The organism is Mycolicibacterium septicum DSM 44393, from assembly GCF_000455325.1.
Classification (GTDB): Bacteria; Actinomycetota; Actinomycetes; order Mycobacteriales; family Mycobacteriaceae; genus Mycobacterium; species Mycobacterium septicum.
Window position 1 is genome coordinate 3,969,004 of record NZ_HG322951.1, and the last position, 13,852, is coordinate 3,982,855.

The 13,852-nt window shown below is 67.8% G+C and carries 12 protein-coding genes and 1 pseudogene; 7 read left to right on the plus strand and 6 right to left on the minus strand.

Annotated elements, in window-relative coordinates:
* Positions 1-299, plus strand: a pseudogene (locus TX88_RS18745) (2-polyprenyl-6-methoxyphenol hydroxylase-like oxidoreductase); the annotation flags it as partial.
* 7 nt (positions 300-306) lie between these two features.
* On the opposite strand, the gene TX88_RS18750 reads toward TX88_RS18745, so the two are convergent.
* The 5 genes from TX88_RS18750 to TX88_RS18770 form a co-directional block, all read right to left on the minus strand.
* On the minus strand, positions 307-1,575 hold the full coding sequence (locus TX88_RS18750) for a competence/damage-inducible protein A (RefSeq protein ID WP_044518702.1): 1,269 nt from the start codon (positions 1,573-1,575) through the stop codon (positions 307-309).
* 35 nt (positions 1,576-1,610) lie between these two features.
* On the minus strand, positions 1,611-2,837 hold the full coding sequence (locus tag TX88_RS18755; protein WP_280113228.1) for an enhanced intracellular survival protein Eis: 1,227 nt from the start codon (positions 2,835-2,837) through the stop codon (positions 1,611-1,613).
* Between the two features lie 74 nt (positions 2,838-2,911).
* Positions 2,912-3,136 (minus strand): hypothetical protein, encoded by a 225-nt coding sequence (locus TX88_RS18760; RefSeq protein ID WP_044518703.1) that lies wholly within the window; start codon positions 3,134-3,136, stop codon positions 2,912-2,914.
* Between the two features lie 9 nt (positions 3,137-3,145).
* Positions 3,146-5,911: a glycoside hydrolase family 2 protein gene (locus tag TX88_RS18765; protein WP_244438456.1), complete on the minus strand. Its 2,766-nt coding sequence runs from the start codon at positions 5,909-5,911 to the stop codon at positions 3,146-3,148.
* A gap of 146 nt (positions 5,912-6,057) precedes the next feature.
* Positions 6,058-6,795 (minus strand): glucose 1-dehydrogenase, encoded by a 738-nt coding sequence (locus TX88_RS18770; RefSeq protein WP_044518705.1) that lies wholly within the window; start codon positions 6,793-6,795, stop codon positions 6,058-6,060.
* Between the two features lie 102 nt (positions 6,796-6,897).
* Between TX88_RS18770 and TX88_RS18775 the strand changes: the two genes are divergently transcribed.
* On the plus strand, positions 6,898-7,974 hold the full coding sequence (locus tag TX88_RS18775) for an NAD(P)H-dependent amine dehydrogenase family protein (protein ID WP_044518706.1): 1,077 nt from the start codon (positions 6,898-6,900) through the stop codon (positions 7,972-7,974).
* On the opposite strand, the gene TX88_RS18780 is transcribed toward TX88_RS18775, so the two are convergent.
* On the minus strand, positions 7,971-8,735 hold the full coding sequence (locus TX88_RS18780; protein WP_044518708.1) for an HAD family hydrolase: 765 nt from the start codon (positions 8,733-8,735) through the stop codon (positions 7,971-7,973). The two genes, TX88_RS18775 and TX88_RS18780, sit on opposite strands and share 4 nt — an antisense overlap.
* Positions 8,736-8,802: 67 nt before the next feature.
* Between TX88_RS18780 and TX88_RS18785 the strand changes: the two genes are divergently transcribed.
* The 5 genes from TX88_RS18785 (at position 8,803) to TX88_RS18805 (ending at position 13,848) form a co-directional block, all read left to right on the plus strand.
* On the plus strand, positions 8,803-9,168 hold the full coding sequence (locus TX88_RS18785; protein ID WP_044518709.1) for a VOC family protein: 366 nt from the start codon (positions 8,803-8,805) through the stop codon (positions 9,166-9,168).
* Positions 9,169-9,289: 121 nt separating this feature from the next.
* Positions 9,290-10,420, plus strand: coding sequence for a nitronate monooxygenase (locus tag TX88_RS18790; protein WP_044518710.1), 1,131 nt, complete (start codon positions 9,290-9,292; stop codon positions 10,418-10,420).
* Between the two features lie 41 nt (positions 10,421-10,461).
* Complete coding sequence (locus tag TX88_RS18795; RefSeq protein ID WP_044519568.1) at positions 10,462-10,866, plus strand: hypothetical protein; 405 nt, start codon at positions 10,462-10,464, stop codon at positions 10,864-10,866.
* Between the two features lie 127 nt (positions 10,867-10,993).
* Positions 10,994-11,560 (plus strand): TetR/AcrR family transcriptional regulator, encoded by a 567-nt coding sequence (locus TX88_RS18800; RefSeq protein ID WP_044519569.1) that lies wholly within the window; start codon positions 10,994-10,996, stop codon positions 11,558-11,560.
* A gap of 38 nt (positions 11,561-11,598) precedes the next feature.
* The gene (locus tag TX88_RS18805; protein WP_044518711.1) at positions 11,599-13,848 is read left to right on the plus strand and encodes a molybdopterin-dependent oxidoreductase; all 2,250 of its coding nucleotides are present in this window, start codon (positions 11,599-11,601) and stop codon (positions 13,846-13,848) included.
* Positions 13,849-13,852 lie beyond the last annotated feature (4 nt).

Sequence of the window (13,852 nt, forward strand, 5' to 3'; positions counted from 1 at the left end):
GTTGTGTCAACACGGCATGGCAGATGGCCTGCGGCGCCGACCTGGCCCTGCCGCAGATACCCGGGCCCCGACCGATGTCGGTGCGGCTGTCCAACTGGTACACCGAGCGGGTACTCACGGCCGCCGAGGACGATCCGGTGGTCACCGAGGCGTTCTTCCGGGTGATGAACCTGGTCGACCCGCCCAGCCGGCTGATGCATCCGTCCATCGTGCGGCGGGTGGCGGCCGGCGCCTCGCGCAGACAACGCACGCGAGGGCCGGTGACGCCCGCCGAAGCCGCCGTTGCGCCAGTGGTCTGACGACGGGTCAGACGCCGCCGTCGGTGAGTGCCCGGCGCAGCAGGTGCATCGCCACTGTCGTGGCGCGCTCCCGGATATCGGACCGGTCACCGGGAAGGCGGAGGGTGCGGGTGATCGCCGCCGATCCGGCCCGGACCGAGAAACACACGGTGCCGACGGGCTTCTCGGGGCTGCCGCCGTCCGGGCCCGCGATACCGCTGATGGCCACCGCGGTGTCGGCGCCGAAATGGTGCAACGCGCCGGTGACCATGGATTCGACCACCGGTTCGGATACCGCGCCGTACTCGGTGATCAGCACTGGATCCACGTTCAGCAGTTCGGCCTTGGCCTCGTTCGAATAGCTGACCACCCCACCGGCGAAGTAGTCCGAGCAACCGGGGATGTCGGCCAACCGGGCGGCCAGCAGTCCGGCGGTGCACGATTCCGCGGTGGCGATCCGGTGCCCGGCCAACAAGCCGGCCACCTGCTCGTCCACCGTCGTGCCGTCCTCGGAGTACAGCGCGGCACCGTGCCGGTCCCGCAGCAACGTCAGCAGATCCTGGTAGGTGCCGGCGGCGTCGGGCTCGTACCGGGTGACGATCTCGAGTTCACCGCGGCGCAGGCAGGTGGTGATCTCCAGCGCGTCGAAACCCGCGATCGTGGCCTCTGCGTCGCGCAGGGTCTCGGCCAGACCGGATTCGGCGAGGCCGAACATCCGCACCATTTCCTGCCGGTAGCGGGTACGGCCCGAAATGGCCTGTTGCACAGCCTCTGTCGCGACAGCTGTGTGCCACATCGGCTGCAACTCCCGCGGCGGCCCGGGCAGAACGACGACCGTCGGGCTGCCGCCGACCACGACGCCGGGGGCAGTGCCCACGGGCGCGAGCACCTCCGCACCGACGGGCACCATGGCCTGCTTGCGGTTGGCGGCGCGCACCGCGTCGAAATCCACGCCCGGACGGTCGCCGATCAGCTTGCGCAGGATGCCGGCGATGCGCTCCTCCATCGCCTCGTCGAGAACGAGTTCACGACCGCAGAACTCGGCGACCGTCGCGACGGTGAGATCGTCGGCGGTCGGCCCGAGCCCGCCGCTCGTCACGATCAGGTCCACCCCCTCGGCGGCCAGGAACCGCAACTGTGCCTCGATGTCGCGGGGACGGTCACCGCAGATGGTGATGTGGGCGAGTTCGACCCCGAGCTCGAGGAGCTGGTCGGCCAGCCACGGACCGTTGCGGTCCTGAACCCTCCCGGTGAGTACTTCTGTTCCGGTAACGACGATGCCTGCACGCGCGCTCACCCGTTGAACACTACGCAGCGGGCGCTCGCCGCCGCTCAGAAGCTGTAGCCCAGTTCGGCCGGAACATCGCTCGCGAAGGCCGCACCGAGCCGTTGCACCATCTCTGAGTCCTTGCCGCGCAACCGGTTTGCGGCGACAAACGACTCGGGGCGGTGGCTGCCCAGATAGAGGCTGCCGAGGACGTCCAGGTCGAGTTCGATGTCGGCCGGAGCGTCGGTGGGCGTACAACGGGCCAGGCCGTCGCGAATCTGCAGGGCATACCGCCCGCCGTCGTCACGGAATCCGTCGGCGACGTCCAGCACGGTGTCGAGGTCGGCCTGGTACCGCCGAGCCTCAAGGGCAGCCGGGACGTCCATGATCCGGACCCACATGTCGTCGCTGCTCGAGGTCACCCGGGCCAGCCGCGGGTTGGTCAGCAGATAGGGCACGACCTCGCCCGGATGAGTCCAGATGCTCACCTTGTCCATGAGGTCCATCCCCAGCAGCGCCCGCCAGAGTGCGATGTGGGCGTCGGGGGTCACCGCGGTGACCTCGCGTACCCGGAGCGTCCGGGACTCCTCGCCGTGCACCCGGTACAGCGCATAGCCGTCGGGATGCAGGAACGCGAACCATTCCGAACCGCCTTCGCGGGTGTTCTCCCGATCGGCGAGGACGTTGTCCCACAGGGGCGTCGGGCACGCCAGACCGCCCGGCGTCCCCAGGCGCCAGCGGTCGTAGATCTCGGCCAGGGCATCGCGGTGCTCGGCGGGTTTGACCAGGCGAACACCGCCCGGGTCGGGGACGGAGGAATGGAACTGGGCGAATCTGCGCTCGATCGTCATCAGGTGCACGGTGGTGGCCGGGCCGTAGCCGAACCGGCCGTAGATCCCGCCCTCGCTCGCGGTGAGTGCGGCGATCGGATACTTCGCATCGGCGATCCGCTGGTGCAACTCGGTGTACATCGACCGCAGGATCCCCCGCCGCCGATGAGTGGGAGCGACGGCCACGTAGCTGATACCCGCCGCGGGCAGCACCTCGCCACCCGGAACGGTCAGGGTGAGATCGAGGTAGATCGACTGGCCGACGATGTCGCCGTCGCTGTCACCGTCACGCATCACCACGCCGCCGTCGGCGGGCACCATCTGCTGCCACGCCGACATCGAATCGGGATGGTTGACCTCACCGAATGCGGTGTTGCCGAGCAGTGCCATGCCTGCCCAGTCGGCGTCGGTGACGCTGTGCAGAGTGAGAGTTGTCGCCGGAGAGGACACGTTGTCGATCACGGAATCCGACGGTGCCACACCGTCACCGGACAATGCGACCGAATTTCGGCCCACGCGATCCGGCGGCTGGCGAATCAGCGCTTGAGCCAGTTGTTCAGCGTCGCCAGTTCGCGGGTGTAGGTGGTCATGATGTCGTCCTGGTACAGCGTGGCCCCACTGATCGTGGTCGGGCCCTGCCACACCACCCTGATCCGGTTCGCGCCGCGCTGGTAGACGTCCACCCGGTCGAGGTCACGGTGCACCCATCCGCCGCTCTCGGCCAGCTGTCCTACCTCATGGCGCTCATCGGTTGTGGTCATCAGCCGATCCTATCGCCGTGCCCGCTGGTCGATCGGCACCACCGTCGGCGGACTGTTGTAGCCGCCGACCCGGACCCAGTTGGGTCCATGCTCCGAACCGGGAACCGTGCCGGTCACCTCCACCGTCTCCCCCGGGTAGACGGTGACGTAATTGTCGGAGTACTCGATCGGCAGGATCTCGTCACCGTCGCGGGTGGTGGTGATCTCGGCGCGTTCGAAGAACGCGATCTGCCGGCCGGGGTTGTGCAGCTGGATCAGCACGCTGGCACTGCCGTCGGCCGATTCGGTCCGGTGTGCGGTCACCTGCAGCGGCGCCGGCGCCATCGTGTTGAGCGGGGTCATGTCGGCCCAGCTGCTCTGCACGAGGTCGAACGCCTGGTCGTTGACCGGAGGGCCGACATCGTCGAGTTGCTGCGACTGCCAGTAGGTGTTGTCGGCCACGACGGCGCCGTTCTCGTCGAGCAGTTCACATCGGACGAACACGACCGGGGAGTCGGCTGCGAGCCGCGGCAGCGACAACCCGGGCACGACGCCGTTCGACGGCACGGCGGGCACATCGGAACTCCGGTCGTCGCGCATCCGTCCGGTGAGGTCGTAGGTCCGCACCCGCACCCGCAGGCCCGTCCGCTCCTGCGGGGACTGGTTGACCACCGACACATGGGCGGTGTCGTGGTCGCCGGTGGCATAGGAGTCGAACACCACCGACAGCGGACGCAGCCCCTTCTTGGCCCCGTAGTAGGCACCACCGGGCCGCAGGTAGTAGTCGAAGAGGTGACCGAAGAACGACGGCCAGTGATTGTTGAGCATCCAGTAGATGGTCATCTTGTGGTTGTCCCACCCGCCGGCCGCGAACGCCTCGAACTGCGCGCGCGTCGACTCGTAGTGGGCCAGTTGCGCTTTGCGGGCGAATTCCTCTGCGCCGCGCGAGGATCCGTAACGCTGGACCACCGCGGTCCGGATGCTCTCCAGCGCGGCGTTGCTCGGGTTGGCCCCGGCGTGGAAGTACCAGGCCTCGTTGATCGGCCAGAGTTTGTCCGGCGGGATGAACTTCTGCAGGCTGGCGAACGGCGGGATGTGTTCGTTGTCGCCCTGTTCGGCATTGGAGCCGCGGGTGGCCTGATACTGGCCGCTGAACCAGTAGCTCGGCGGGCGCCACGTGTACGGGCCTGCCATGTGGATGCCGTCCCAGTCGGGTTCCCCGTTGGCGTCACGGGCCAGGGACGACACGGTGTCGACAACGGTGTTGGGCCAGTGCAGATCGCGCAGGATCCCGTGATAACCCTCGAGCACCGGCGCCGGGGGCTTGCCGTCGCTGCCGTTGGCCCACAGGAACGCCGACGCGTGCCCGCGCAGCGACAGGATCTGCGAGCGCATGCTCTCGTCGGCGACCCGCCGATCCTCGTCATCCCACTGCCACCACTTCTCCCACTGGTTGCAGCACATCCAGCCGTACATCAGCGGGATGCCGAGCTCGTCGGCGCGCTCGATGATGTTGTCGCCCGGGAACTTCCCCTCCAGCCGCAGCATGTTCAGCCCCAGGTCCCGGACGTATCCGAGGATGGCGTCCTCACGCTGCGGGTCGTACTGGAACAACAGGTCGGGCGTATATGCCGCCCCCCGCACCAGGAAGTCGCGCCCGTTGACCGTCAGGTAGAAGCTGCCGCCGCGGCCCAGGTCGGGGAACTGCTCGTCGTTGTCGCGGTGCTGGGCCACGGTGCGGATACCGAACCGGGAATCCACGGTGTCGGTGGCCCTGCCGTACCGCAGGAACTCCAGTCGCAGGTCGTACAGATCGGGCCTGCCCATGGTGTAGGGCCACCACAGGTCGGGGTTGCCGACCCGCAGGGCCGCGAAAGTGTCCGGGTCGAACCGGATTTCACGGCTCTCCCCCGGCGCCAGGCTGACCGGTTGATCCACCGAGATGGCCGGTTTGCCGGGCCGGCTGATGCGGGCCCGGACCACACCGCGCATCGGGACGTCGGCGGTGTTGCGGATGTCGGAGTAGACGGTGAGCCGGGCGGAGTCGGTGGCGGGCAGCGGTAGCTCCGTGGTGACCAGTGGGTCACTGAGCACGACCTGTCCCGAGTAACTCAGATAGACGGGTTTGAAGATGCCGGCGTTGCGGTCGGCCACATAGGAATTGCCCCGCAGCGGGTTCTTGTCCGGGCCCTGGTAGCCGATGCGGTTCCAGTTGAGCCAGTCCCACCAGCTGTCGGCCAGCTCGACGCCGTCGATGTCCTGCAGCGCCTGTTCGGGCGTCACCCTGACCGCCAGCGTGTTGACGCCCCCGGGATTGATCCACGGGGTCGCGTCGATCTCGTGGATCGTGTGCATGCCCACCAGCAGTGAACTGCCCGCGATCATCGTGCCGTTGAGCCACACCTCGGCGCGGTAGTTGATGCCGGGGAAATCGAGCCGATAGCTGGAACTGCCCTGCGGCGCGGTGAAGGTCGTGCGGTACCACCAGTCCTGCCGGAACAGGTCGTCCGGCACGTCGGCCAGGTTGTCCCCCACGTACAGGTCCGGATAGGTGCCGTCCTCCTGCAGCGCCCCCAGCACGGTGGACGGCATGTGTTTGACCGGGTGCCAGTCGGCATTCACCTCGCCGGGTGTGGACATCGCCGCGCCGTCGGCCGTCGTGGTGCGCGCCGACGCCAGTTGCCAACCCTGCGCCAGTTCCATCCGCCCCGACGGCGGCTCCGGCTTGGCGAACGGCGGGAAATCGGCCGCGCACAGCGAGAACAGCAGCACTGCGGCGAGGACGAAGCCCACCATTCTGGCCCGAAGGCTCAGGCCGGCGCGGCGATTCCGGGCGGAAATGGGCAGCTCCTCAAAGACCGGTGCGGCACCGCGTCCGTGAGTCGATGCCCTGCCGGGTCATTCTGCCGTGGCCGGTACCGCCGCGTGCGGCCGGTGCGCCCTCAGAGCTTGTGCGGGACGTCGTTGACGAGGCCGCCGTCCATGACGAACTCGGCGCCGGTCGCGTAACGGGATTCGTCGCTGGCCAGGAACACCACGAAGGTGGAGACCTCCTCGGGTTGCCCCGAGCGGCCCAGCGGAATAGTCAGCATGTCCTCGGGGAAATGCTCGGTCATCGGGGTCCGGATGAATCCGGGGTGGATCGAGTTGACCCGGATCTGCTTGGGCCCGAGCTCCAGTGCCGCGGACTTGGTCAGGCCGCGCACGGCCCACTTGGAGGCGACGTACGGGTGCACCATGGCCGCACCGCGCAGACCCTCGATGGACGAGACGTTGATGATCGAACCGCCGCCCGCGGCTTTCATCGCCTTGACGCTGGCCTGCATGCCCAGGAAGGTGCCGGTCAGGTTGACGTCGATCACCTTCTGCCACTGGGCCATGTCGAACTTGCCGATCTGGCCGAGCGCGACGATCCCGGCGTTGTTCACCAGCACATTGAGCAGGCCGAACTCCGAGATGGCGGTTTCCACCGCGGCGTTCCACTGGTCTTCATCGGTGACATCGAGATGCACATAGCGGACCGAATCGCCGAGTTCGGCTGCCAGCGCCTTGCCCTCGTCGTCGAGGATGTCCCCGATCACCACCTTGCCGCCTTCGGCGACCAGCGCGCGGGCGTGCTCCGCGCCCATACCCCGCGCGCCGCCACTGATGAGTGCCACTTTTCCGTCTACCCGTCCCATGACGGGTGAGGCTACCGCCTGCGGCGTGAAATTAGAACCTGTTCCAATTTTGGCGCCGGATCGGCATACTGCGATTGGACCGAACACCTTGAGGAGACCTGTATGGCCATTCGCGTGGCGCTCGTCGGCACCGGAAACTGCGGCCGGTTGGCCCTGATCCAGCTCATCGACGACCCCCGGTTCGAACTCGTCGCGGTGGGCACCTCGACCGAGGCGAAGGTCGGCCTGGACGCCGGCGAACTGGCCGGGCTGGACGGCGTCACCGGGGTCACCGCCACGCTGGGCATCGATGCCGCGATCGCCGCCAAACCGGACTGCCTGGTGTACTGCGCGATGGGTGACACCCGCCCCGTGGAAGCCACCCGCGATGTGATGGCCGCACTTGCCGCCGGGATCAACGTGGTCGGCTCGGCCCCGGGCGGCCTGCAATTCCCCTGGGGCGCCATGCCGGAGAAGGCCATCGCACGGGTCGAAGAAGCCGCTCAGGCGGGTAATTCGAGCGTGTTCATCACCGGTGTCGACCCCGGGTTCGCCACCGACCTGGTGCCGTTCGCGATCGCCGGTACATGTCAGCGCATCGATCAGATCAAGACCATGGAGATTGCCGACTACGCCACCTATGACGGCAACGAGGTGATGTCGATCGTCATGGGATTCGGCAATCCGATCGACCAGCCCGGAATGCTGTTTCTCCCCGGAATCCTCGGCGCCGCTTGGGGAACCGCGATCCGGATGCTCGCCGCCGGACTGGGCGTCGAGGTCGAAGACATCACCGAGCACTACGAGTTGGAGCCCGCGCCCGAGGACATCGAGGTCGCGACCGGCGTCATCGCCAAGGGCACGGTGGCGGCGATGCGCTTCCAGATCAACGGCATGGTCGGCGGCAAGCCGGTGATCGTCGTCGAACACGTCACCCGGGTACGTGCGGACCTGCGACCGGACTGGGCGCAACCGGCCCAGCCCGGCGGCTCCTACCGCGTCGAGATCACCGGCGAGCCGTCATATGTCGTGGACATCTGCCCGACCAGCGATCGAGGTGACCACAACCACGCCGCGATCGTGGCGGCGGCCGGGCGGATCGTCAACGCCATCCCCGACGTGGTGGCCGCGCAGCCCGGTATCCGTACCACGCTGGACCTGCCGCTGGTCACCGGCAAGGGCCTCCACAGGATCGGCTAGGCCCCGGGCCGGAGCCGGCGATCGCCCCGGCGCCGGCCACCTGGGCGGGGCAGGGTGAGCACCGGCCAATCGTGGTCGGTGGCGGCCGAGGCCAGCCCGGGCCGTGGGTTCACCGGCCGCGGATGGCCCACCAACCGCATCAGTGCACCGTCCTCGTCACCGTCGGCATAGAAATAGCTGTGCGCGAGGTCGATCCGCTCTTCCTCGCAGAAGCCCTGCACCGCAGCGGCTTTGCGGGCACCCCAGATGATGGGCTCGACGATCCCGCCGGTCAGCCGGCCCTCGCCGTCGGTAGTGAAGTGGTTGCACAGCACGTGGTCGATGCCAAGGTGCCGTGCGACCGGCTCGGCGTGGATGGTCAGAGCCGAGGAGCTCAACACGACGGTGTGGCCGCGGTCCTGATGCCGGCGCACGACCTCCCGCATGTGGGGATAGACGCGCTGCGCGATCCGGTTCTCGAAGAGGTACTCCCCCAGCTCGTCGAGTTCGGGCAGGGATTCGCCGCGTAGGTACCCGGCCGCTCGCACCAGGAGCCGCTCGAACGGCATGCGGCCGATCCGGTAGCGCACGGAGGCTTCGACGATTCCGAGGATCTCGCCGGCAGCGGCCTGCCGCCGCCGGATGCGATGACCGGCGTGCGCGGTCGCGGTGAATCCGTCCACCAACGTGCCGTCGAGGTCGAAGAAGGCTCCCACCTGCGCACCGCCCGGACCCGCGCCGATTTCCTCGAGCGATTCAGGTGGCGACAACGTGCGGCCCATGGGGCTACTAAACCAAGCCGCCACGACACTCGGCCAGTCGAGACCAGATCAGGACTAGAACAGAGGGATGTCCGCACAAGTGCACTCCGTCGGGATCAAGGACGTCGCGGCCGTCATCGCCACCGGACGATTCGAGGATTCGAAAGCCTGGTACACCCGGCTCCTCGGCCGGGAACCCGACCTGGAACCCGTTCCAGGCGTCGCGGAATGGCAGCTGACGGCAACCGCGTGGCTACAGGTCGTCACCGATCCCGCCTGCGCAGGGCGATCGGCCGTGCGATTCGGGGTCGACGATCTGGACACCATCTCCGCAGCGCTGCGCGAGGATGGCGTGAACGTGACAGAACCGCAGGTCATCGCGGATATGGTGGCCGTCATCGATGTCGCGGATCCAGACGGGAACGAAGTGTCGTTCGTAGCCGAGCTCGCGTGAATCTTCCGGGTCGCGACCCAAAACGATCTAAGGTGGTACTAAACTAGAACACGTTTCACTTCTGTCCGGGCCGCAGCGGCCGGGGACTCCCAAACCGCACCTCCATTTGAAGGAGCTCAGAATGCACACCGCACTCTGCGACGAACTCGGGATCGACGTCCCGATCTTCGCGTTCACCCACTGTCGCGACGTTGTGGTCGCCGTCAGCAAGGCCGGTGGTTTCGGCGTGCTGGGCGCCGTCGGATTCACCCCCGAGCAGCTCGAGATCGAACTGAACTGGATCGACGAGCACATCGGCGATCACCCGTACGGCGTGGACATCGTCATCCCGAACAAGTACGAGGGCATGGACACCGACATGTCCGCCGACGACCTCAAGGGCATGCTGCAGTCCCTGGTGCCCCAGGAGCACCTGGACTTCGCCAAGAAGATCCTCGCCGACCATGGCGTGCCGGTCGACCACAGCGACGACGACGCCCTGCAGCTGCTGGGCTGGACCGAGGCCACCGCGACACCTCAGGTCGAGATCGCACTGAAGCACCCCAAGATGACGCTGATCGCCAACGCGCTGGGCACCCCGCCGAAGGACATGATCGACCGCATCCACGCCGAGGGGCGCAAGGTCGCGGCGCTGTGCGGGTCGCCGTCACAGGCCCGCAAGCATGCCGACGCCGGCGTCGACATCATCATCGCCCAGGGCGGCGAGGCCGGCGGCCACAGCGGCGAGATCGGTTCGATCGTGCTGTGGCCCCAGGTGGTCAAGGAGGTCGCCCCGGTGCCGGTGCTGGCCGCCGGCGGTATCGGCAGCGGCCAGCAGATCGCCGCGGCGCTGGCACTCGGCGCCCAGGGCGCCTGGACCGGCTCCCAGTGGGTGATGGTCGAGGAGTCCGAGCACACCGAGCAGCAGCACGCCGCGTACGCCAAGGCCACCAGCAAGGACACCGTGCGCAGCCGGTCGTTCACCGGCAAGCCGGCCCGCATGCTCCGCAACGACTGGACCGAGGCCTGGGAGAACCCGGACAACCCGAAGCCGCTCGGCATGCCGCTGCAGTACATGGTGTCCGGCATGGCCGTGGCCGCCACGCACAAGTACCCCAACGAGAGTGTCGACGTCGCGTTCAACCCGGTGGGCCAGGTGGTCGGCCAGTTCAAGAAGGTCGAGAAGACCTCTGCGGTAATCGAACGCTGGGTGCAGGAGTACCTGGAGGCGACGGGCAACCTCAACGCTCTCAACGAGGCCGCCGGCGTGTGATCGAGGCCGCCGGCAGCGGGTTCCTGATCGCCATCCTGTGGATGGACCTGATCTTCGATGTCCAGGTCCTGGCCCATCGCAGGTCGGCCGAGCTACCGGAACCCGTGCTGGCGTCCATCGCCGGTTACTACCACCGGGCCACCACCACATCGCGCCCGATGAGCCTGCTGATCGCCGCCGTCATGGTGATTCTCCTGGCGGCGTTGGCTTTTCACGCGGCCGACGGCATCGGGCCGGGTTGGCGCACGGCGGTACTCGCGGTGCTCGCAGGCGGCCCCGTGCTGCTGGCCCTGCTGCATACGGTCCCCCGGGCCGTGAAACTGGGCCATCGCAGTGGCACCGTCATCGAACAGTCCCGGCTGGCGCGCTCCGTCTGCCGCGACCATCTGCTGTGTCTGACGAGCATGTCGGCGTTCCTCGCGCTGTGGTTGGCCACCGCCGCTTAGGTCATCAACGCGGCGGATTGCAGTCACTATCAGGCAGCAATCCGCCGCGTAAGTCGCATGTGGCGGGCGTAGACCGATGCCCATCGATTATGTATGGTTGCATACATAGCCGGTGAAAGGGCGTCGGATGGCTGGTCCTCGTGAACGCATGGTGGCCTCGGCTGCATTGCTGATCCGGGAGCGCGGTGCGCACCCGACCGCGATCGCGGACGTACTGGCCCACAGCGGCGCCCCGCGCGGCTCGGCCTATCACTACTTCCCCGGCGGTCGCAGCCAACTCCTGTGCGAGGCAATCGATTACGCCAGCGATCAGGTCGCCGCCCGCATCGACAAGGCCGACAGCGCCGGGGTATTGCTCGACGCGATGATCGCCGGATTTCGGAAACAATTGTCCGCCAGCGACTTTCGCGCCGGATGCCCGGTGGTCGCGGTTGCCGTCGAGGCCGGCGAGCCCGGCGCCGAGGAAGCCGCTGCGCTCGACCGCGCCGGGGCGGCCTTCCTCCGCTGGACCGGTCAGATAACCCAGCGCCTGACCGAAGATGGCGTATCCGCCGAGCGCGCCGAGGAACTGGCGATGCTGATCATGACGGCGATCGAAGGTGCGGTGGTGGTGGCGCGGGCCACCCGTGACGTCAAACCGCTCGACCTGATCCACCGACAGCTGCGTGCGCAACTGGCGGCAGAAATCCCCTGACCCTTCCGGACCCGAAAGTCCACCGAAAGGATTCCGTCATGACGGTCGACCAATGGCAGCCCACCGCCTGCATCCTCTGCGAATGCAACTGCGGCATCGTGGTGCAGACCGAGGACCGCGCCATCACCAAGATCCGCGGCGACAAAGACCATCCGGCGTCGCAGGGTTACACGTGCAACAAGGCGCTGCGACTCGACCACTACCAGAGCAACGCCAACCGGCTGACCTCACCGCTACGGCGTCGTCCTGACGGCAGCTATGAGGAGATCGACTGGGACACCGCGATTTCCGAGATCGCTGCCGGGTTCCTCGCCATCAGGGACCAGCACGGCGGGGACAAGATCTTCTACTACGGCGGCGGTGGGCAGGGCAATCACCTCGGCGGCGCGTACAGCGGGGCCTTCCTCAAGGCGATCGGGTCGCGGTACCGGTCGAATGCCCTGGCGCAGGAGAAGACCGGTGAGGCGTGGGTCGATGCCCACCTCTACGGCGGGCATACCCGCGGAGAGTTCGAGCACGCCGAGGTCTCGGTGTTCGTCGGCAAGAACCCCTGGATGTCGCAGAGTTTCCCACGGGCCCGGGTGGTGCTCAACGAGATCGCCAAGGATCCGGACCGCGCGATGATCGTCATCGACCCGGTGATCACCGACACCGCCAAGCTCGCCGACTTCCATCTGCGGGTACGACCGGGCACCGATGCGTGGTGCCTGGCCGCGATGGCCGCGGTGCTGGTGCAGGAAGACCTGTGCGACGAAGACTTCCTGGCCGCACACGTCGACGGTGTCGCACCGGTCCGGGACGTGCTCCGGCAGGTGCCGATCGGCGACTACGCACAGCGGTGCGGAGTCGAGGAGTCGCTGTTGCGCCAGGCGGTGCGCCGGATCGCCGCAGCCGGCAGCGTGGCGGTGTTCGAGGATCTCGGCATCCAGCAGGCCCCCAACAGCACACTGTGTTCCTACCTCAACAAGATGCTGTGGATCCTCACCGGGAACTTCGCCAAACCTGGTGGGCAGCACCTGCATTCGTCGTTCGCCCCGCTGTTCGGCTCGGGCGGGGTCGGCCGTAGCCCGGTCACCGGAGCCCCGGTGATCGCCGGCCTGGTTCCGTCGAATGCGGTACCCCAGGAGATTCTCACCGATCACCCCGACCGGTTCCGCGCCATGATCGTCGAGAGCAGCAACCCCGCCCATTCGGTCGCCGATTCGGCGGCGGTGCGGACCGCCCTCGAGTCGCTTGAGCTCCTGGTGGTCATCGACGTCGCGATGACCGAGACGGCACGGCTGGCCCACTATGTGCTGCCCGCGGCCAATCAGTTCGAGAAGCCCGAGGCCACGTTCTTCAATCTCGAATTCCCGCACAACAACTTCCATCTGCGGCACCGGCTGTTCGAGCCGCTGCCCGGCACCCTGCCCGAACCGGAGATCTGGGCACGCCTGGTCCGGGCCATCGGCGCGGTCGACGACGCCGAGCTGGACCCGCTGCGACGCGCCGCCCGGGAGGGGCTGGACGCCTATGCCGCCGCGTTCCTCGGCGCGGTCGGCGCCAATCCCGGGCTCGGCCGGGTGCTGCCGTACGTGCTGTACGAGACACTCGGACCGGTATTGCCGGAGGGGCTGGCCGGGGCCGCGGCGCTGTGGGGCCTGGCCCAGAAGACGGCGATGACGTACCCCGAGGCGGTACGCCGTGCCGGGCACGCCGACGGCAACGCCTTGTTCGAGGCCATCCTGGCCTCCCGGTCCGGGCTCACGTTCACCGTCCACGAATACCGGGACGACTTCGCCCTGATCGGCCACGCGGACCACAAGATCGCGTTGGACATGCCCGAGATGCTCGACGCGGTCGGGGCGCTGCCGACCATGCCCACGGCGCTGACCACCGAGGAGTTCCCCATGGTGCTGTCGGCCGGTGAGCGGCGCGCCTACACCGCCAACGACATCATCCGCGATCCGGGCTGGCGCAAGCGGGATACCAATGGCGCCTTGCGGATCAGCGTCGACGATGCCGAGGCCATCGGACTGCTCGACGGTGAGCGGGCCAGGATCACGACGGCGGCGGGCAGCGCGGAGGCCACGGTGGAGATCAGCGACGCGATGCTGCCCGGGCACATCTCGCTACCCAACGGGTTCGGCCTGGATCACACCGACGGCGACGGGCGTGCCGTCGTGCCCGGGGTGGCACCCAACGAACTCACGTCGTCTCAGTGGCGCGACGAGTACGCGGGCACACCGTGGCACAAGCACGTGCCCGCCCGGGTCGACCGGATTCCGGTCGCCAGCGTGCCGGCCTGATCAG